At 71.3% G+C, this 20435-nt stretch carries 15 protein-coding genes; 8 read left to right on the forward strand and 7 right to left on the reverse strand.

What is annotated here, in order from left to right:
- The 4 genes from GWK61_RS38365 to GWK61_RS38380 form a co-directional block, all read left to right on the forward strand.
- Positions 1-1160: FAD-binding oxidoreductase (locus GWK61_RS38365; protein WP_194916620.1), on the forward strand; the 1160-nt coding region annotated here is incomplete at its 5' end.
- Entirely contained in the window at positions 1157-1909 is a 753-nt protein-coding gene (locus GWK61_RS38370) for a class I SAM-dependent methyltransferase (RefSeq protein WP_194916621.1), read from the forward strand. The genes GWK61_RS38365 and GWK61_RS38370, both read left to right, overlap by 4 nt.
- Positions 1910-1934: 25 nt before the next feature.
- Positions 1935-2564 carry a malonic semialdehyde reductase gene (locus tag GWK61_RS38375; RefSeq protein WP_323747943.1) on the forward strand — a complete coding sequence of 210 codons (630 nt, stop codon included), beginning with the start codon at positions 1935-1937 and terminating at the stop codon, positions 2562-2564.
- A gap of 79 nt (positions 2565-2643) precedes the next feature.
- On the forward strand, positions 2644-3507 hold the full coding sequence (locus GWK61_RS38380) for a shikimate dehydrogenase family protein (protein ID WP_228563634.1): 864 nt from the start codon (positions 2644-2646) through the stop codon (positions 3505-3507).
- Here the strand turns inward: GWK61_RS38380 and GWK61_RS38385 are convergent.
- The 4 genes from GWK61_RS38385 to GWK61_RS38400 are packed head-to-tail and all read right to left on the reverse strand — an operon-like array spanning position 3497 to position 8346.
- Complete coding sequence (locus GWK61_RS38385; protein WP_194916632.1) at positions 3497-4420, reverse strand: ROK family protein; 924 nt, start codon at positions 4418-4420, stop codon at positions 3497-3499. The genes GWK61_RS38380 and GWK61_RS38385 overlap by 11 nt on opposite strands.
- Positions 4404-6008 (reverse strand): bifunctional 3-(3-hydroxy-phenyl)propionate/3-hydroxycinnamic acid hydroxylase MhpA, encoded by a 1605-nt coding sequence (gene mhpA, locus GWK61_RS38390; protein ID WP_194916622.1) that lies wholly within the window; start codon positions 6006-6008, stop codon positions 4404-4406. The genes GWK61_RS38385 and mhpA overlap by 17 nt, the downstream gene beginning before the upstream one ends.
- Complete coding sequence (locus tag GWK61_RS38395; protein WP_194916623.1) at positions 6005-6439, reverse strand: type II 3-dehydroquinate dehydratase; 435 nt, start codon at positions 6437-6439, stop codon at positions 6005-6007. The genes mhpA and GWK61_RS38395 overlap by 4 nt, the downstream gene beginning before the upstream one ends.
- Complete coding sequence (locus GWK61_RS38400; protein WP_194916633.1) at positions 6436-8346, reverse strand: KedN5 family methylcobalamin-dependent radical SAM C-methyltransferase; 1911 nt, start codon at positions 8344-8346, stop codon at positions 6436-6438. Before GWK61_RS38400 ends, GWK61_RS38395 begins: the two co-directional genes overlap by 4 nt.
- Before the next feature lie 410 nt (positions 8347-8756).
- Here GWK61_RS38400 and GWK61_RS38405 point away from each other — a divergent pair, with 410 nt between their 5' ends.
- Together GWK61_RS38405 and GWK61_RS38410 are read left to right on the forward strand one after the other, a co-directional pair.
- The gene (locus GWK61_RS38405; RefSeq protein ID WP_194916624.1) at positions 8757-9161 is read left to right on the forward strand and encodes a type II toxin-antitoxin system PemK/MazF family toxin; all 405 of its coding nucleotides are present in this window, start codon (positions 8757-8759) and stop codon (positions 9159-9161) included.
- A gap of 106 nt (positions 9162-9267) precedes the next feature.
- Complete coding sequence (locus tag GWK61_RS38410) at positions 9268-10710, forward strand: MFS transporter (protein WP_194916625.1); 1443 nt, start codon at positions 9268-9270, stop codon at positions 10708-10710.
- 65 nt (positions 10711-10775) lie between these two features.
- On the opposite strand, the gene amcB is transcribed toward GWK61_RS38410, so the two are convergent.
- Positions 10776-11039 (reverse strand): cispentacin biosynthesis acyl carrier protein AmcB, encoded by a 264-nt coding sequence (gene amcB / locus GWK61_RS38415; protein ID WP_194916626.1) that lies wholly within the window; start codon positions 11037-11039, stop codon positions 10776-10778.
- A 114-nt stretch (positions 11040-11153) separates the two neighbouring features.
- A complete protein-coding gene (locus GWK61_RS60040) occupies positions 11154-14372 on the reverse strand; it encodes a CHAT domain-containing protein (RefSeq protein WP_194916627.1) in 3219 nt (1072 codons plus the stop codon).
- A 216-nt stretch (positions 14373-14588) separates the two neighbouring features.
- Between GWK61_RS60040 and GWK61_RS38425 the strand changes: the two genes are divergently transcribed.
- Together GWK61_RS38425 and GWK61_RS58880 are read left to right on the forward strand one after the other, a co-directional pair.
- Entirely contained in the window at positions 14589-15089 is a 501-nt protein-coding gene (locus GWK61_RS38425; RefSeq protein ID WP_194916628.1) for a MarR family winged helix-turn-helix transcriptional regulator, read from the forward strand.
- Positions 15090-15194: 105 nt separating this feature from the next.
- The gene (locus tag GWK61_RS58880) at positions 15195-19259 is read left to right on the forward strand and encodes an ABC transporter ATP-binding protein (protein WP_323747944.1); all 4065 of its coding nucleotides are present in this window, start codon (positions 15195-15197) and stop codon (positions 19257-19259) included.
- A 140-nt stretch (positions 19260-19399) separates the two neighbouring features.
- On the opposite strand, the gene ung is transcribed toward GWK61_RS58880, so the two are convergent.
- Positions 19400-20077, reverse strand: coding sequence for a uracil-DNA glycosylase (gene ung, locus GWK61_RS38435; protein ID WP_194916629.1), 678 nt, complete (start codon positions 20075-20077; stop codon positions 19400-19402).
- Positions 20078-20435 lie beyond the last annotated feature (358 nt).

A 20435-nucleotide genomic window follows, 5' to 3' on the forward strand; every position in this document is an offset into this window, starting at 1 on the left:
GCGGCCACGTGTCCGGGGGCGGCAACGGGGTGCTCTCCCGGCTGCACGGGCACATCTCCGACCACTTGTACGCCGTCGAGCTCGTCGTGGTCGGCGCCGACGGCCGGGCCGAGACCGTGGTGGCCACCCGGGAGCCCGACGACCCGAACCGGGACCTGTGGTGGGCGCACACCGGAGGCGGCGGCGGGAACTTCGGCGTGGTCACCAAGTTCTGGTTCCGCAGCAGGGACGCGGTCGGCGACGACCCGGCCGCGCTGCTGCCCAAGCGTCCGTCCCGGTTCCTGGTCGCCACGGCCATGTGGCAGTGGACCGACCTCGACCGGGAGTCCTTCGGCCGGCTCAGCGACAACTTCATGCAGTGGTGCGCGCGCAACGCCGATCCGGAGACGCCGACAGCGGCCCTGCACGGCGAACTCATCGCCTTCCGGCAGGACCACGGCATGGTGCTGGCGATGGGCCGCCTCGATCCCGCCTCCGGGAGCCGCGACGTGCTCGACGCCTATCTGGCCGAGATGACCGCCGGCATGCCGCAGGCGGAGGTCACCGTCATGGACGAGCCGTGGCTCTACAACGTGCTCAACATCCCGAACCCGGCGACGGCCTTCGGTTTGCAGCCCTCTGAACTGCGCTCGAAACTCAAGGCGGCGTACCTGAAGAAGCCGCTGGACGACGACCAGGTGGACACGCTGTACCGCAACCTGCGGGACCCGGACTACACCAATCCGGCGAGCGCCGCCATCCTGTCGTCCTGGGGCGGGAAGATCAACGCCGTGGCGCCCGCCGACACGGCGACCGCGCAGCGCGACTCGATCATGCTGCTGGCGGTCGTCAACTGCTGGGGCGTCGCGGAGGAGGACGAGCGGCACCTGGACTGGCTCCGGGCCTTCTACGGCGACGTCTTCGCCACCACCGGCGGCGTGCCGGCGCCGAACGACGCCGCGGACGGCTGCTACATCAACTGGCCGGACAGCGACCTGGCCGATCCGCGGTGGAACAAGTCCGAGGTGCCCTGGAGCACGCTCTTCTACGGCGCGAACTACCCCCGGCTTCAGCGGATCAAAGCACGGTGGGACCCCAGGAATGTGTTCCGGCACGCGCTGTCCATCCAGTCCATCCAGTCCATCCAGTCCATCCAGCCGACCGAGAACGAAGGAGCATGACGAGCATGGCCGAGCAGCCCCGCGAGCCCCGTTTCGAGAAGTCCTATCGCGACGAGCGGGTGATCGACGGCGTCCCGGTGGGCAGGTTCTGGGACATCGGCGGGCCGCAGCCGGCGGTCCGGGAGCTGGTGGCGCACGGAGCGCTCCGGGGCGAGGTGCTCGATCCGGGCACCGGGCCGGGGCACAACGCGATCTACTTCGCCTCCCAGGGCTACGCCACGACCGGCGTGGACGATTCGCCCGCGGCGATCGAGCTGGCCCGGCGCAACGCCCGCGAGGCCGACGTGAAGGTGGATTTCGAGGTCGCGGACGCGACGAGCCTGCAGGGCATGGAGGGACGGTTCGACACGGTCGTCGACTCCGCGCTCTACCACATCTTCGCCTTCGACGAGTCGGCGCAGGTGCGGTACGCGCAGGCCCTGCACCGCGCCACCCGCCCGGGCGCGCGATGCTACCTGTTCGCGTTCGGCTCGCACAACATCAACGGCCTGGTTCTCCCCAGCGTGCTCACGCAGGAGACCTTCGAGCGGGTGCTGCCGGCGGCGGGATGGCGGGTCGACTACATCGGTCCCTCGTCGTACATCTGCCACCTGAACGTCGAGGTCCTGGACGCGACGCCGGACCAGCACCCGGCCGACCACCCGGCGACGAAGGCGCTGCGGCACCGGCTGACGGTCCTGGAGCCGCTCCTGGAGAAGAACCCGGTTCACATACCGGTCTGGTCCGTGCACGCGACGCGCGTGGACTGACGTCCACCGGCAGAGGGGACTCACCGTGACAAGCGACCTCATCGGTCTCGCAGACCTCGAACACCTTTATGCGCTCTCTCCGGAAGGACAGCGGCTGCTGTTCACGGAAGCCCACACCACCTACCGGTTCACCGACGAACCGGTGGACGAGGACCGCCTGCGTGCGATCTGGGAACTGCTCAAGTGGGCGCCGACCGCCAGCAACGTCTCGCCGTTGCGGGTGCTGTTCATCCGTTCCGCGGAGGCCAAGCAGCGGCTGCTGCCGTTCCTGACGCCGCCGAACAAGCCGAAGAGCGAGTCGGCCGCGGTCGTCGCGGTGCTCGCGGCGGACAACGACTTCGCCGAGTACGTGCCGCGCCTGTGGCCGGCGATCCCGCAGATGAAGGAGCTGCTGGAGGCCAACCCGGGCATCCGCGACGAGAACGCGACCTTCAACGCGACCCTGCAGAGCGCCTACTTCCTGCTCGCGGTCCGGGCCACCGGCCTGGCCGCGGGCCCGATGAAGGGGTTCGACGCCAAGGGCGTCGACGCCGAGTTCTTCTCCGACGGACGCTGGCGCTCGGTCCTGGTGGTCAACATCGGCTGGGCCGCCGAGGACGGGACCACCGAGCGGCTGCCCCGGCTGGAGTACGAGGAAGCCGTCCGGTTCGTCTGACGAGGGATCCGGGCCGCCCGCATCCCGGGGCGACCCGGATCGCCGCACAGTGAATGATTGCCGGAAGCGAGGGTGGGCGATGACGTCTCAGGCCGATGCGATGCGCGAGACGCGCGGATTCCGGGGGACCCGGGCGGTGCCGGAGATCGGCGGTTCGACCCGGGTCTACGCAGTGCTCGGATACCCGGTCGCCCAGGTGAAGGCGCCGGGGCTGCTCAATCCGGTCTTCGCCGAGCTCGGCCTGGACGCGGTGCTCGTCCCGGTGCTCGCCGAGCCACGGCATCTGGCCGAGGTCGTCCGCGGTCTCCAGCGGATCGGCAATCTCGACGGCCTGCTGGTCACCATCCCGCACAAGATCGACGTGTGCCGGCACGCCGACCGCGTCAGCCGCGCCGTGACCCTGGCCGGCTCCGCCAACGCGCTGCGGCGCGAGCCCGACGGCAGCTGGTTCGCCGAGAACTTCGACGGAGCCGGGCTCGTCCGGGGCCTGGAGTCCGCGGGGTTCGAGCCGGCCGGCCGGCGCGTGGCGCTGGTCGGGGCGGGAGGGGCCGGCGGCGCCGTGGCCGCCGCGCTGCTCGGAGCGGACATCGCGCACCTGGCCGTGTGCGACCGCGACGAGGACCGGCTCGACACCCTGGTTTCGCGGCTGGAGCAGCACCACCCGGGACGGATCTCGGGAAGCACGACACCGCAGGTCCGGGACGTGGACCTGGCGGTCAACGCCACGCCGCTCGGCCTGCGCCCCGACGACCCGCTCCCGTTCGCGGTGGAGCAGCTCGCGCCGGGCACCGTGGTGGCGGACATCATCATGCAGCCGAAGGACACGGCGCTGCTCCAGGCCGCCGCGGCCCTCGGCCACCGGATCCATCACGGGTCGCATATGCTCACGCACCAGATCGACCTCTACCGCGAGTTCTTCGGCCTGGACCGCATCACCGGGTGAGCGGGCCCGCGGCGGCCAGGACCGCCCCGTGCAGCGAGGATCTGCCACCGAGCCGTGCGGGCAGCACCGGGGCCACCGGATGTCCCGGCCTGGCCAGCGCGCCCGCGCGCCGCGCCACCTCCTCGACCAGGCCCGGTATCCCGGCGGCGAACCCGCCGCCGACGACCGTCGCCGCGGGCCGCACCAGCTCGGCCACGCCGACCAGGGCCGCGGCCAGCGCCGCGCAGCTGTGGGCGAGCGCTGAGAGGGCCCAGGGCGTGCCGTCGGCGTATGCGGCGCGCAGGTCCTCGAATCCGACCGCCGCTCCGCGCTCGGCCGCGGCCCGGCGCAGGGTCGCAGGTCCGGAGGCCTCGGCCTGGACGCAGCCGCGCCGGCCGCAGTCGCACAGCGCGCCGTCCTGATTCACGATCAGGTGCCCGAGCTCGCACGAGCCCCGCCGGGCACCGGGCACGCTGCGGCCGCCGAGGACGATCCCGCCCCCGATGCCGGTGCCCACGCCCACGTAGACCAGGTCTTCGCAGCCTGCTGCGGCCGCCTCCGCCAGGGCCGCCAGGTCCCCGTCGTCGGCACAGTGGACCGGGGCCGCCGGGAACAGCCCGCGCAGGACGCCCGCCAGGTCCAGGCCGACCCAGGAGGGTCGGGTCGGCCAGGCCGTGACCCGGCCCCGGGCGTCCAGGGTGGCGGGCACGGCGACTCCGACGCCGGTGAACGGCCGATGCGTACGGACCCTGATCTGCTCCACGTGCGTGCGCAGGGCCGCGAGATCGGCGTCGAGCGCGCCGGGCGCCGACCAGCTGAACGCGGACTCGACGGCCTTCCCGCGGCTCTGAGCGTCCTCGGCGAGGTCAGCTCCCGCGGCGGGCTCGGCGCGGAAGGCGACCTTCGTACCGCCGATGTCAATGCCGAGAAGGATGGTCCACCTCCGGCTCGGGAACCCGCGCTGCCAGCCCGGCCTTCAACTCCGCTAGAAGCATGGTGAGCTCGCGAGTGTTGCGTCCGACGCCGAAGACGTGGAAGTCCGGTCGGACCAGCGCGAAGCGCGCTCTGGCGGCGGCCAGGAAGGGCAGGTACACCTTGTCGAGGTCGACGACCTCGCCGGACGCCTGCCCAGCGGAATCGGAGTCCTCGGCCACCACCCGGACGACATGGGCACCGATCGCCGTGAGAAACGCGGTCTGCTCCGCGGTCAGCACGCCGGCGGGGTCCTCGGTGGTCAGGAAGACGAACCCGGTCCCCACCACCTGGTCGAAAAGCCCAGTTTCCCGGTCCCGGGCGACCCGCCCCTGCGGGACGAGCGCCCCGGTCGGCAGCGCGGCCACCGTCCCGACCGTCCGGTGCAGCAGCCCCTCCCGCAGCGGCTGGGCCAGCGGCCGGCCCGGGGTCCTCCCGGCGAGCAGAGCGGCGTCGCGCCGGGCGGCCTCCTCCTCGTCCGTGACGCAGACGATCCTGCCCAGCTGCACGGAGAGCTCGATCGTGCGGAGCACATGGCTTCGGCGCTCGGCCTCGTAGGTGTCCAGCAGCCGCTCGTCGGAGTCGCCGCGCAGGACCCGGTCGAGCTTCCACGACAGATTGAGAGCGTCCCTGATACCGGAGCACATGCCCGCGCCGGCGAACGGCGGCATCGAGTGCGCGGCGTCCCCGGCGAGCAGCAGACGCCCCCGGCGCCAGGTGTCGGCCACGGCGGCCTGGAAGGTGTAGACGGTGTGCCTGGCGAGTGTGGCGTCCTGCGGGGTCACGCCGGAGCGCCCGAGCAGCTGCCAGGCGGTCTCCGGCCGGTCCAACTCCTCGACGGTCTCACCGGGCAGGCGCATGAACTCCCACCGCCGGCGCCCCGGCCCGCTGCCGACGACCGTGGTCGGCCGCACCGGATCGCAGAGCTGCGCGTTGGCGGGCTCGAACACCCGCGGCCGGTCGAGGACCACGTCGCACAGCAGCCAGTCGTGCGAGAAGCCGAGATCGGTGACGTCCCCGCCCAGCCAGCCGCGCACGACGCTGTTGGCCCCGTCGCACCCGACGAGCCAGGACCCGTCGAGGGTGACGCGCTCACCGTCGGCGGTCACCGCGGCGAGGGTGACGCCGCCGTCGGCGGATTCGGTGACGGCCTCGGCGGCGTGGCCGCGCAGGACGCGCAACAGCCCGCGCTCCTGCAGCTCCGTCGCACGGGCCGCGAGCGCGGCTTCCAGAGCGGGCTGGTGAAAGGCCGTCGCGTCCGGCCACCCGGAGGCCCCGACCGGCGCGAAGTCCATCCGCAGCAGCGTCCGGCCGGCCGCGTTCCGCCAGTCGTAGGCGTCGACCGGCTCGCCGATCCCCGCGAACGCGGAGTCCAGGCCGAGGCAGGCCAGGGTACGTGCGGTCTCCCCGTCGAAGACCGTCGCCCGCGGCATCGGATACGGGTTCTCCCACCGCTCCACGACGGTGACGCTCCAGCCCTGCCGGGCCAGCATGATCGACAGCACCTGGCCGACCGGCCCGTAGCCGACGACCAGGACGTCCGCGCTCATTGTGCGGCGCGCCGGACGAGCGCCCGGGCGGCGAGCCGGTAGCCCTCGGCGCCCAGGCCGAAGATCACGCCGTCGGCGAGCGCCCCGAGGATCGACTGGTGCCGGAACTCCTCGCGCGCCCAGACGTTCGACAGGTGGACCTCGATCCAGGGCCGGGGGTAGTTGGCGAGCGCGTCGCGCAGGCTCCAACCGGCGATCATCAGGGCGCCGGGGTTGATGATGGCGCCCACCGTGTCGTAGGCGTCCTGCACGGCGCGCACCATCTCGCCCTCGCCGTCGTACTGGCGCGAGACCACCTTCCAGCCGCTGTCCGCGACCTCGTCGGCGACCAGGCGCTCGATGTCGGCGAGGGTCTGCGAGCCGTAGATCTCCGGTTCGCGGCGGCCCAGGATGCCCAGGTTCGGCCCGTTCAACAGCAGCAGCTCGTTCACGACAGGCCCGCCGGCGTCTCGGCGTCGGCGGCGACGATGCCCATGAAGTGCATGACGATCTCGTGGTTGGTCGAGGTCACGGCCGAGTCGCAGTCGGTGCGGTAGTGGATGTCGACGGTCCGCGGCGACGGCTCCAGCGAGACCTCCTCGTCCCTGCGCAGCGCCGCGATCACCTCCGGGACGTCGAACCCGAGCGCCACGTCCCGCCGGACGTAGAAGTCCTCGCCGCCGACGTGCACGACGGGCAGGTCCTCCCCCGACTGCTCGGGCCGGTAGGCCGGGCGGGTCAGCAGATCGAAGCGGAACACCTCGTCCAGCAGCGGCGTGGCGGTCTCCGGCAGCAACGGCCGGACCGACTCCCGCCACCACCGTTCGAGCAGGCGCGTGGCGTACGGATCGGTGAACAGGTACGTGATGGCGCCGCCGAACGCCTCGGTCCCGCCGGCCGCCCCCGCGGCGAACGCCCGCAGCACGTCGGCGCCGGGGTCGTCGGCCTGGTCGATCCAGGCGTCGAGGTTGCGCAGCACCTGCGACTGGGTGAGGCCGGCCAGCGCGCGCAACGGATTCCACACGTGGCGCAGCACCGCGTTCTCGGCCACGACGCGCGCCCAGAACAGGAAACGCTGCATCCGCTGGTTCTCGGCGAACGTCATGGTGCTGTGCGCGAGTACGTACTCGAAGTCGTCGTGGTCGCCGCGCACCGAGGCGATCCCGTACTGCTCCTTCTTCTCCATGTAGTCGGTGTTGGGAAGCAGCAGCATGGGATAGACCGCGATCCGCGACACCCGCCGCGAGAGCCGGTCGTAGCCCTCCATGAAGGACTCGACGGTCTCGCCCGGCGCGCCCCAGATGAGCTCGGCGTAGCAGTCCAGGCCCTCGTGGTCGAGCCAGGCCGCCAGGTCCTCCCACTCGTTGACCTTCATGTTGCGCCGGTTCATGGTCTCCAGCACGTCGTCGCTGAGCGACTGCAGGGCCAGCGTGAAAGAGCTGTGCATGCCGGCGTCCTTCATCATCTTGACGATGCTGAAGAAGGTCTTCGACTTGTTCTTCGCCCAGGACGTCTCCAGCGCGCGGGGGAACCCGAACTTCTCCCGGGTCTCGATGAGCATCTTGACGAACTCCAGGTCGGCCGGGAGCATGCCGAAGTTCGCGTCGCAGGCCACCACCGTGTGCACCTTGTGCCGGGCGAACACCTCAAGCTCCTGCTTCAGCCGGTCCAGGGAGAACGCGCGGACCTTCTGGCCGATCGCACCGCCCCAGTAGCAGAAGGAGCACTTGTAGGGACAGCCGCGGTTGGTCTCCATCAAGGCGACGTCGTAGCGGAACTTGCCCTCCTCGTCGGTGAGCTCCAGGGCTCCGGTGAGGAAGGGCGAGGGGATGGAGTCCAGATCGCTGATGCGCTCCCGGTCGGCGGTGGTGACGACCTCGCCGGCGACGCCGCGGAAGGACAGGCCGTCCACGGTGTGCAGATCGTGCGCCCCGTGGCCGTCCAGGCAGGCGGTCAGCAGATCCCGGAAGGTGAACTCCCCCTCGCCGTTCACCACGACGTCGAGCTCGGGGAACAGCCGGAACAGCCGCTCGCCCTGACCGCTCACGTGCGGCCCGCCGAACACCACCAGCCCGTTCGGGTTGAGCTGCTTGAACGTGGCGGCCAGCGACCCGAAGGACTGCTGGTTCCAGCCCATGACCGAGAAGGCCAGGACATCCGGGACGGCACCGGTGAACAGGTCGTTCGCCATCATGGCGTTCGTGGTCCCGCCCCGGAAGTTGTGGATCTCGATCCGGGTGTCGGCCCGGAGCCGCTCGTCGGCCAGCGCGGTCGCGCGCATGTAGGCCGACGCCAACGGCATCGATTCCAGGGGCATGTCCCAGATCCCCTGCTGTACCAGGACCACGGTGAGCGGCATGGCTTCGGTGCGTGCCCGCAAGGTCTTTCCTCCTCGTGCGGCCGGATCAGGCTCTCGCTGGGGCGGATCAAGGCAGTCGTCGGTTCTGCGCGGGTTCTGCGCGCACACGGGCCCGTCAAGGCAGGATCGAGGGTCGTCCTCGGCATCCCCGACCGGGGCGCGGAACTGGGAACGAAAAGCGCACCGTCGGCCGCGTACCCCGTCCGACCTGCACTGATAGTGGACATTATCGACGCCGCGGAGCACCGACAACCCCCTCACGAACCCCCTAGCGCCGGCCACCCCCGTACCGCAGTCCCCTCATTCACCCGCCCGTTTTCCGCGCCGAGTAGGGGGCTGCGCGTACGGGATCTCTGTGCTTCGTCGCGCCGTCCCGTAGGGTGGGAAACGGAGTTTTCGAAGGGGAGCGCATGCAACGCGGAGAAGTGTGGTGGGCCGATCTCGACGAGTCGCGGCCGGTGGTGTTGCTCTCGGGCGACCAGGAGTCGGGCTTCCAGGCTTTGCAGGTCGTGGAGCCGTCGGGGATCGACATCAGCGGACTGGGCGTCGAGGTGTCGGTCGGCGCCATCGACGGACTCCCCTATGAAGGCGTGCTGCGGCTGGGATTCCCGAATCCGGACTTCCTGTTCTGCACCTGGCAGACCACGGTCACCGCGGACTCGCTCAGCGCCCGGGCGGCCGTGCTGACCCCGGCCAAGATCGACGAGATCGACGAGGCGCTGCGGCGGTCGGCCGAGCCCCGGGAGCCCGAGGCCGGGGCGACCAACCGGCTCAACGAGATCCGGGACATGCTGCGGCGCGGCGAGCTGAGATAGCCGCCCCGGGCCCGGGACGCGCGCCGTCTTTCTCAGTACGCTGAGGAAAACCCCCGGCGCGGAGCCCGTCCGGCCGGAAACGGACCCCCCGGAGGTGGCCCACTCCATGTCAGCCGCGCCCTCCCTGCCGAACACCGCCACCGGGGGCCCGGCCCCCGGAGCCGGGTCGAAGCCGGGCCTGATCCTGGCGACCGTCGTGAGCTGCCAGCTGATGCTGGTCCTGGACGGCACCATCGTCAACATAGCCCTGCCGAAGATGCAGAAGGGCCTGCACTTCTCCGACGCGAACCTCAGCTGGGTCCTGAACGCCTACACGCTCGCCTTCGGCGGGCTGCTGCTGCTCGGCGGCCGTGCGGGCGACATCCTCGGCCGGCGCCGGATGTTCGTGGCCGGCGTGGTGGTGTTCACCGTCGCCTCGTTCGCCGGCGGCCTCGCGGTGGACTCCGGCATGCTGCTGGCCTCCCGCGTGTGCCAGGGCGTGGGCGCGGCGATGGCCGGGCCGAGCATGCTGGCGCTGATCGTCGCCACCTTCCCCGAAGGCGTCCCGCGGGTGAAGGCGATGAGCCTGTTCACCGCGGTCTCCAGCGCCGGCGGCTCGATCGGCCTGCTGCTCGGCGGCGTCCTCACCTCCTGGGGCTCGTGGCGCCTGGTGATGTTCATCAACGTGCCGGTCGGCATCGCGGCCGCCGTCGCCGCCTCCCGGCTGCTCCCGGACTCGCCCCGGCAGTCCGGCCGCTTCGACGTGGTCGGCGCGCTGACCTCGGTCGGCGGCATGACGAGCCTGGTCTACGGATGCGTCAACGCCGCCGGCAGCGGATGGAGCGACCCGCGGACGATCACGGCCATCGCGATCGCGGTGGTGCTGCTGGCCGCGTTCGTGGTCGCCGAGTCCCGCGTCGAGCAGCCGGTGGTCCCGCTGCGTCTGCTGCGCGACCCGGTCCGGGCCCGCGGCTACTTCGGCTACGTGCTGCTGATCGGGGCGATGTTCGCGACGTTCTTCTTCACGTCGCAATTCATGCAGAAGGTGCTGCACTATTCGCCGTTGAAGACCGGGTTCGCGTTCCTGCCGCTGAGCGTCATGCTGTTCGCCGTGGCCCGCCTGGTCCCGAAGCTGATGCCGCGGCTCGGGGCCCGCCGTCTGGTGGTCATCGGGACGGTGCTGATCACCGTCGGGCTGTTCTGGCTGTCCCGGCTCAGCCCCGGCACGCACTTCGCCACCGGCCTGCTGTTCCCGCTGATGCTGTTCGGCTTCGGCGGCGGGATGGCCTTCAGCCCGCTGGCCATCATGCTGATGAGCGGGTTGCCGCCGCGGGACTTCGGGTCCGCCTCGGGGCTGCTGCAAGCCTGCCAGCAGGTCGGCGGGTCACTGGGGTTGGCGGTGCTGGTGACGGTGTTCAGCTCGGCTGCCGGGCACGGGCATTCGACGGTCGAGGCGAACACTTCGCAGGGGCTGCGGATGGCGCTGCTGGTCGCGGCGGTGTTCGCGTTCTGTGTCGTCCTGGTCGCCACGACGCTGAAGCCGCGGGCGGCACCCGGCAAGCCGGGGTGACGGGCGGTCCGGGGTCGGGGGCCGCGGTCGGGCTCCCGCAGTCGGGCTCCCGCAGTCGGCGACTGTCAGGCGGTGAGCTCGAGGATCAGGTCGCGCACCGTGCCGACCGTGCGGAACCGCACCGAGTTGAAATCGCCTTCGGGGATCTTGACGTCGAACCTGCGCTCGCAGTAGATCCGCAGCTGGGTGAAGCCCAGGGAGTCCACCCCGAGGTCGCGGGCCAGCTCCTGGGCCGCCGCGATGGAGTCCTCGGCCACCTCCACGTACGCCTCCGTCACGAGGATCTGCTTGATGGTCGACTCGACGGCTTCGGGCGTCAGCGCAGACATGGGTCTCCTTGCGAAGGGGAGGGTGGGGAGACGGAGGCGTGATCGGCTTTCGGCATCGTATGTCAGCGGCGACGACTGAATCAATGTTCGGTGACGACGGTCCAGGCTCGGCGGTCAGGCGCCGGTGTGGAGGTAGGCGGCCCACAGCAGCGGCATGTCAGGACGGCGCCGCCGGAGCTGCCTGACGGCGTGGTGCAGCGCTTCGGCGCAGCTCTGGAGCCGGGGTGGCCTCTGGCCGTCGTCGGTGAGCCAGCGGTAGAACTCGGCGGCGAGGTCGGCCGCGAGGGCGTCGTCGATGGGCCACAGCGCGCCGACCACGTGGCGGTAGCCGGCCAGGTGGAAGGCGCTGGTGAGCTGGACCGACTCGTCGGCCAGGCGCTCGGCGGTGGTCGCGGTGTCGCAGGCCGAGAGGAACGCCAGGCCGCCGGACAGCCGCAGGGTGCTGATGTCGGCGACGGTCAGCGGGCGGACGTCGTAGTCGGCGAGCACCAGGTGGCTGCGCAGCGGGTTGCCCCGGTCGACGCGGCCGTGGCAGGCGAAGTGCGCGACGCCGTGCGCCGGCAGGGCCGCGAGCACGGCGTCGCGGGTGGGGTCGGCGAGCATGGTGACGTCGCGCATCAGAGTGCTGATCGCCTTGGTCTCCTCGATCACCCCGGGCAGCGGGGCGCCGGGGGTGTCCGGCACGCCGACGATGAGAACGGAGCCGGCATCGGGTTCACCGCTGGGCTGCCCGCCGGGGCCTGTGTCGGACCGGTGGCTGGTCAGGGCCCGCACGGTGGTCGTGTAGGAGGAGATGACGCGGTCCATGACGGCCTGGCCCGCCTCGCTCGGCTGTCCCGGCTGTCCCGCCTCGCTCGGCTCCCCCGGCTCCCCCGCCTGGCCCGCGTGGCCTTCATGGCGGCCCGCCGCGTGCAGCGGCAGGAACGCCAGCGGCCCCACCGGACACCACCACACGCGCGGCCATTCCTCGCCGTCGGCGGGGGTGCCGGTGTGGCCCAGCGCGACCAGGACCGGCTCGGCGATCGTGGTCCACAGCCACGCCAGGACCTCGAAGATCCCGTCATCGGGCGCGGCGTGGGGCGGATTCAGGTCACGACCGTCGCGATCGAACGCGGCTCCGGACATGGCACGGTAGGCGGGCGTCAGGCGGGCGGCGTTGGCGATCACGTCGGTCTCGGTCAGGCCGGGCAGCGGGACCACGCGCACCGGATCCGACGGGTCGCCGGTGACGATCAACGCGTCGCTGCGATACGAGCACGACGTCACGAGCACGACGGGACCGGGGATCCGACCGGTGCGCGTCAGCCGCTCGACGTCCGGCACGTCGAGGAAGTCCTCGAACCCGGGGAGGGCCCGGATGTCCTCCAGGAGGTCGTGCCATTGTGCGTAGAACGCCCGCCGTTCCGCGATCAACGGCAGATCCGATGCGGGGAGCCGATCCGTCGGAAATTCAAAGTGCCCGACATCCCGCCACGCATCGGCGTGATCCGCGGCGTCGAGGCGGCTCCGCAGCGCGTCCAACCGGTCCGCCAGCTCCGGCGCCCGCCAGCGCAGCCGACCGAGTTCGCTGCCGCGCACCCCCACGGCGTCCGCGACGAGGACACCACGGGCCCGCTCCAGCAGTTCGACGGCGCGCACCGGCAGCCCGGCGTCCAACGCGGCCGCGGCCGCCTGTGACGCCAGGCCTGCCAAGCGGCGCACGCGCTGTTCACGCTCTGTGCGGGACAACCTGTTCGGAGCCAGGAAGGCCACCAAGTCGATGGCGGATTCCAGCGCCGTCAACGCCTCCTGCGCCTCATCCGGCTCCGTCATCGACGCTGCGAGATCCCGGTAGTCCTGGATCCGGCTGATCGTCGGGGCTGCCAGGCTCTCCGCCGCCTCCCGCAGACACGCCTGCGCCTCGATCCGCAGGCTCGGGTCGGCGGTGACGGTGAACAGCGCGCGAAGCGAGTCGGCCAGGGCACGGAGATGGATGTACCGGTAGTCGGCGTCCTGGATCGACGCCGCCGCCGTCCGTCCGGCTTGAACGGCTTCCTCCAGAACACCTTGCTCCAAGGCGGGCTCGTCGGCGGTCCGCCGAGCCAACGTCACCAGCACCTGCCCCAGATTGCTCAGGTAGCGCGCGTGCTCGATGGTGTTCTCGCCGGTGCGGTTCACGGCCTCATAAGCCGAATACACCGCCTCCATCAGCAGGTCCCGATCCGCGAGCGTTTCGGACAGCATCCGGCACGCGATGCCCAAGTTGTTGTGGCAGATCACGTAGCCCGGGCTGTCCGGCGGACAGGCTTTCACCGCGGCCCGCCAGACATCGGCCGCTTCTTTGAGCACGGACACGTCCCTGGTCTCCAGGAAGGCGGCGTGCAACATGCGGCCGACGTCGGACAGGTATCGGGCACGGTTCGCGTCGGACTCGGGAAGGACGGCCATCAGGTCGCGACCGGTCTGCACGGCTTCCAGCAGAGGCGCCGATTCCTCGGTGAGGCGGAACAGACCCTCCTGGGCGACACGCAGCCGGTCCAGCGCCACGACCGCCCGCGGAGCGGCAGCCACCGCTTGCCGCCCGACCTGTACGGCTTCAGCCATCAGGTCCGCATCGCGGATCTGCGCCGCGCGCACCTGCAGAATCGCCCCCAGATTGCTCAGGAACGCCGCCCGCGACGGGTCGTCGTCAGGAAGTGCGGCGAGCGCCGCGCGCATGGTTTCCACGGCTTCGGAGGCGGCAGCCGTGTCCTCGGCTATGCCCTCGGGGCTGGCCACCTTGTAGAGGGCCTGCGCGAGGTTGTTCATATAGGAAGCGCGCAAAGGGCTGCCTTCGGGCACCGAGGCGAGGGCCGTTCGGAGCGATCGCACCGATGCTCGTAGCGCGCCCTCCTCGTGGGTGCGCTCGAAGAGCAGGAGCTGCGCGAGGCCGAGGTTGCCCAGGAACCAGGCCCGACGGGGGTGGTGTTCGTCCGCGGCGGTGACAGCCACTCGGAACAACAGCAACGCCTGGTCGAACCGATCCGCGACGGAGGCGATCCCGACGGCGTATTCAGTGACCGCGACGGGATCCACTCCCGGCCAGCCGTGTGAGACCGCGACCTGCTCGAAAGCCGCGCGCAGGGGCTCCGGCACCGCCTCGGGCCGGCTCAGGAAGACGCTCGCGAGATGGCAGACGGCGGCCGTCCGATCCTGCGTGCCCTCCGCCTCGGGCCGCGCCATCGCCCGCTGCCAGTGGAACCACCCCACCGCGAAGGCCACGAAGTGTTCATCGGCCGTGCCGGCGTCGGCGGACAGGGCGTTCGCTTCCCGCAGGGCTTCATCGCCGAGCAGCAGTGCGCGATCCGCCGACACACGTTGAAGCCATGCGAGGGGCCCGGACAGTGGCTGGGAATCCGACATCGCTGCGCTCCGCACTCACCGGTGGACTTGAGGTGGCGGCCAAGATCACGCGTTCTCCCCCAGTATGTCAGAACTCGGATACCCTCCGCGCCGTGGTGATCGCGTCGCGGGCCGGCGGCCCGCCAGAACGAACTTGCAAAATCCCCAAAGAAGTTCGACACTCTAACCATGAGTGAGTCGAACCAACTGTCCGGGCTGCCCGCGGAGCGGGTGGTCGACGCCGTGCAGGTGCTGGTGCGGTTGCGGCGGTCGCTGGAGCGGGTGGAGACCGGCTTGAGCCTGCCGCAGTACCAGCTGCTGTCGATGGTGCGTGGGGGCGGGGAGCGGTCGGCGCGGTTGGCCGACAAGCTCGCGGTGCGCAAGCCCACGTTGACCGCCGCCGCCGATGCGCTGGTGGCCGCCGGGTTCCTGGAGCGGGAGGCCGATCCCGGGGATCGGCGGGTGGTGCGGGTGCGGATTACCGAGGCCGGTTTGGCTGCTGTACGGAGTGCCGAGGAGCAGTTGGCCGCCGCTTTGGCGCCGTTGTTCGGGGATGCGGGCGCGCACTTGGACGGCGGCGGTGAGGCGTTGCTGGACTGCTTCGACGCGCTGGACGGGGCTTTGAACCGGCGGTTCGCCGAGCATCGGGCCCGGCATCTGGCCGAGGCCGAGGCGGCGCGCGCTGAGTGACGAGATCGAGGACAAGGGGGCAAGAACATCAAGAACGCTGACAACACCACAAGCAACGCAAACAACATAAGCAATACGAACACTACGGACACCACGGAAACCCTGGTGACCGGCGGCAAGGACGACAACGCGTCCAGCTCCTGGATCCGCCGGCTGGCCTCGGTCAGCTGGGTCTACCGCCGGAGCGTCCTGATCGCGTTCGGCGGCTCGCTGGTGGCCATGCTGGCCAACGCCGCCATGCCGCTGATCCAGCGGCACATCATCGACGACGTCGTCATCTCGCGCCGCTCGTCGCTGGCCCCGTGGGCCGCGATGGCGCTGGTGCTGGCGCTCGCGAACTTCGCCGGGACGCGGCTGCGCCGCTACGTCGGCGGCAAGCTCTCCCTGGACGTGCAGTACGACCTCCGCAACCGGATCTTCGGCGCGCTGTCCCGGCTGGACGGCGCGCGCCAGGACGAGCTGGCGACCGGGCAGCTGATCTCGCGCGCCACCTCCGACGTCACCATGGTGCAGGGCCTGCTGGGCATGCTGCCGATGCTGACCGGGAACATGCTGCTGTTCTTCGTCGCGCTCGGGGTGATGGCGTTCCTGTCGCCGCTGCTGACGCTGGTCGCGCTGGCGACCGGGCCGCTGCTGTGGCTGGTGGCGGTGGCCGCGCGCAAGCGGCTGTATCCGGCCACCTGGGAGGCGCAGCAGCAGGCTTCGGCGCTGGCCGGCGTGGTGGACGCGGCGGTCGGCGGCGTGCGGGTGGTGAAGGGCTTCGGGCAGGAGGAGCAGGAGCTCGGCAAGCTGGAGGCGGCCGGCGAGCGGCTGTTCGCCTCGCGGCTGCGCGCAGTGCGGTTCTCGGCGCGCTACAACCCGGCGATCATGGCAATCCCGGCGCTGGGGCAGGTCGGGGTGTTGTTCCTCGGCGGCTGGCTGGCGCTGCGGGGCACGATCACGCTGGGCACGTTCCTGGCGTTCTCCACCTACCTGGCGCAGATGCTCGGGCCGGTGCGGATGCTGTCCTCGCTGGTGACGATCGGGCAGCAGGCGCGCGCCAGCGTGGAGCGGATCTTCGAGATCATCGACTCACAGCCGAAGGTGACCGAGAAGCCGGACGCGGCGCTGCTGCCGCGGGAAGCCTCGGGCGTGGAGTTCGACGGCGCGGTGTTCGGCTACGTCGCCTCCCGGCCCGTGCTGCGCGGCCTGGACCTGGCCGTACGGCCCGGGGAGACGGTCGCGCTGGTCGGCACCTCCGGGTCCGGCAAGTCCACGGTGTCGATGCTGCTCCCCCGCTTCTACGACGTGCAGGGCGGTTCGGTGCGGGTCGGCGGCGCCGACGTGCGCGACGTGACCCTGGACTCCCTGCGCGAGGCGATCGGGCTGGTGATGGAGGACAGCTTCCTGTTCTCCGACTCGGTCCGCGCCAACATCGCCTACGGCCGCCCGGACGCCACCGACGAGCAGGTGCGCGCCGCGGCCCGGATGGCCGAGGCCGACGAGTTCGTCGAGCAGCTGCCCGCCGGCTACGACACCGTGGTCGGCGAGCAGGGCCTGACCCTGTCCGGCGGCCAGCGCCAGCGCATAGCCCTGGCCCGGGCCCTGATCACCGACCCCCGGGTGCTGATCCTGGACGACGCCACCTCCGCGGTGGACGCCCGCGTGGAGGCGGAGATCCACGACACGCTGCGCCGGGTGATGGCCGGGCGCACCACGCTGCTGATCGCGCACCGCCGCTCCACGCTGGCGCTGGCGAACCGGATCGCGGTGCTGGACCGCGGCCGGGTCGTCGACATCGGCACGCACGAGGAGCTGACCGAGCGCTGCCCGCTGTACCGGCTGCTGCTGTCCGGGCCGGGAGAGGACGCGGAGGGCATCGACGCCGGGGACCTGACGCGGGTTGTGCTGCCCGCGCTGCCCGCGCTGCCCGCGCTGCCCGCGCAGAGTCAGGGTTCGAACGGCTTCGCGGTCAACGGCCAGGCCAACGGTCAGATCAACAGCACGACCAACGGCACGACCAACGGTCAGGCCAAGAGCCACGCCAACGGCACCGCTGCCAACGGAAACGGCAACGCCACCAGCACTAGCACCGGCACTGTCACTGGCACCGGCACCGAAACCGCGACCGAAGCCCAGGTCGACGGCATCACCCCGAGCCTGTGGCCGGAGACCGACGGCGACGGCAACCCCCTGGCCGCCCGCGGCTCGGGCTCCGGCGCGCTGCCCGGCATGGGCGGAGGCGGCGGCGGCATGCGTGCCGGCGCGGCGCCCGGCGGTGGCGGCGGCTTCGGCGGCTTCCTGGCCTCGATGCCCCCGACCCCGGAGCTGCTGGCGAAGGTCGCGGCGCTGCCGCCGGCCACCGACGCCCCGCATGTCTCGCAGGCCGAGGCCCGCGCAGCCGACCCGAAGTTCTCGCTGCGCAAGCTGCTGCGGCCGTTCCGGCTGGCGCTGCTGCTCGGCCTGGCGCTGGTCGCCGCGGACACCGCGGCCGGCCTGGCGCTGCCGGCGCTGATCCGCGGCGGCGTGGACCAGGGCATCCTGGCCCACTCGCTGTCGGCGATCGTCGCGGTGTCGGTGGCGGCGCTGGGGGTGACGCTCGCGGACACCGTGATCAACGTCTGCCAGTACCGGGTCACCGGCCGCACCGGCGAGCGCCTGCTGTACGCGCTTCGGGTGAAGGTGTTCGCGCAGTTGCAGCGCCTGGGCCTGGACTACTACGAACGCGAGCTGTCCGGCCGCATCATGACCCGGATGACCACCGACGTGGACGCGCTGTCCACGTTCCTGCAGACCGGTCTGCAACAGGCGGTCGTCAGTGTCCTGTCGTTCGTCGGCATCGTGGTGGCGCTGGTGGTGATCGACTGGAAGATGGCGCTGATCGCGCTGAGCGTCCTGCCGCCGCTGCTGATCGCGACCGCGGTGTTCCGGTCGAAGTCCAGCAAGGCCTACACCGAGGCGCGGGAGAAGGTCTCGGCGGTCAACGCCGACCTGCAGGAGAACGTCGCGGGCATGCGCGTGACGCAGGCTTTCCGGCGCGAGGGCACGAACGCGGTCCGGTTCGCCGGACTGTCCGACGAGTTCCGCGTCTCGCGGCTGCGGGCGCAGAAGTACATCGCGACGTACTTCCCGTTCGTGCAGCTCCTGGCGGACGTCGCCGGGCTGCTGGTGCTGGCCGCGGGCGCCTCGCGGGTGCACTCCGGGGAGCTGACCGCCGGTGCGCTGATCGCGTACCTGCTCTACATCGACATGGTGTTCTCGCCGGTGCAGCAGCTCTCGCAGGTGTTCGACGGCTACCAGCAGGCCGCGGTGGGCCTGCGCCGGATCGGCGACCTGCTGCGCACCAAGCCGTCCACGCCGGAGCCGGAGCATCCGGTGCCGGTCCCGGCGGCGCTCGGCGAGATCGTGTTCGACGACGTCACCTTCGCCTACGGCCCGGACACCCGGCCGGCGCTGGTGGGCGTCAGCGTACGCATCCCGGCGGGGCAGACGGTGGCGCTGGTCGGGCAGACCGGGGCGGGCAAGTCCACGCTCGTGAAGATGGTCGCCCGCTTCTACGACCCGACCGGCGGCGCGGTCACGGCCGGCCGGCACGACCTGCGCGAGTTCGAGCTGACCGACTGGCGGCACCGGCTGGGCGTGGTCCCGCAGGAGGCGTACCTGTTCGACGGGACCGTCGCCGAGGCCATCGCCTACGCCCGCCCCGACGCGCCGCGCCGGGACATCGAGGCGGCGGCCCGCGCGGTCGGCGCCGAGGAGATGATCGCGGCGCTGCCCGAGGGGTTCCACTCCCGGGTGGCCGAGCGCGGCCGGAACCTGTCGGCCGGGCAGCGGCAGCTGCTGGCGCTGGCCCGGGCCGAGCTGGCCGATCCGGACGTGCTGATCCTGGACGAGGCCACCTCGGCGCTGGACCTGGCCACCGAGGCCGCGGTCACCCGCGCCGAGCTGGCCCGCTCCTCCGAGGACGGCGCGGAGGGCCGGAGCCGCACCACGCTGGTGGTCGCGCACCGGCTGACCACGGCGGCGCGCGCCGACCGGATCCTGGTGCTGGACGGGGGCCGGATCGTGGAGGACGGCACGCACGCCGAGCTCGTCGACGGCGGCGGGACGTACGCGGCGCTGTGGGGGGCGTTCGTCGCCGGGCACGAGGACGGCGAGCGGGAGGCGGAGCCTGCGGGAGTGTCTCTGTAGAGGCCTCTGAGAAGGCTCTCTATAAGAGCGCCTCTATACAAGACTCCCTATAGGAGAGTCTGCATATAAGGAGTCGGCCCGGCGGATCCCCCGCCGGGCCGACTCCTTTACGTCTTTACGTCTTTACGTCCTCAGGAGACTCACACGGTCTCGGGGAGCCGCCAGTCGATCGGCTCCTGCCCGAACCCGGCCAGCGCCTCGTTCACCGCGGAGAACGGCTTGGAGCCGAAGAACAGCTTCGCGGACAGCGGCGAGGGATGCGCGCCCTGCACGATCGCGTGCCGCGAGGAGTCGATCAGCTTCGCCTTCTTCTTGGCGTGCGCTCCCCACAGCACGAACACCACCGGCGTCTCGCGCGCCGAGACGTCCTTGATGACGGCGTCGGTGAACTTCTCCCAGCCGCGGTCCTTGTGCGAGGCCGGCTCGTGCGCGCGCACCGTGAGCACCGTGTTGAGCAGCAGCACGCCCTGGTCGGCCCAGGCCTTCAGGTAGCCGTGCTTGACCGGCGGGACGCCCAGGTCGGTCTCCAGCTCCTTGTACATGTTCCGCAGCGAGGGCGGGATCCGCACGCCGGGGCGCACCGAGAAGCACATGCCGTGGGCCTGGCCGTCGTCGTGGTACGGGTCCTGCCCGATCAGCACGACCTTCACGTCCTGATACGGCGTCGCCTCCAGCGCCGCGAACACCTCGTCCTCAGGCGGGAACACCTGGTGCTCGGCACGCTCGTTCTTAAGGAAAGCCTCCAGGTCGGCGAAGTACGGCTGCTCGGTCTCGGCAGCCAGCACCGGCGCCCAGGAGGCGGGGATGAGTTCACGCATGAGTAGAACCTATCCGCAGGCTGTGACACGTCTGAGCGGCGGCGAAAAACTTCTCTGAAAAAACTTTGCCGTGGATGTATCAGGAGCCGCTCAGGGTGCTCTTGTAAGTGAGCGGGTCGGGGGGCCCGCGGGCGTGGTCCAGTCGGTGTGTGTCTCTAGGGGGGACGCGCCGCCGGCCAGGCCGGGTGGAAAGGGTGGTGTGCCGTGACGCCGGGGGGTGGGTGCGGCACACCACCGCCGGCCAGGTGGGACCACGTCAGGGAAAAGGTACACAGCAGGGGGGACCCCACGGGGGATTTCGGGGTCGCACTACTGAGGGGGAACACGGTGCCACGGGGAAATCCGGGGACCTTGGGGG

Origin of the sequence: Catenulispora rubra (assembly GCF_015356825.1) — a bacterium.
Taxonomy (GTDB): domain Bacteria; phylum Actinomycetota; class Actinomycetes; order Streptomycetales; family Catenulisporaceae; genus Catenulispora; species Catenulispora rubra.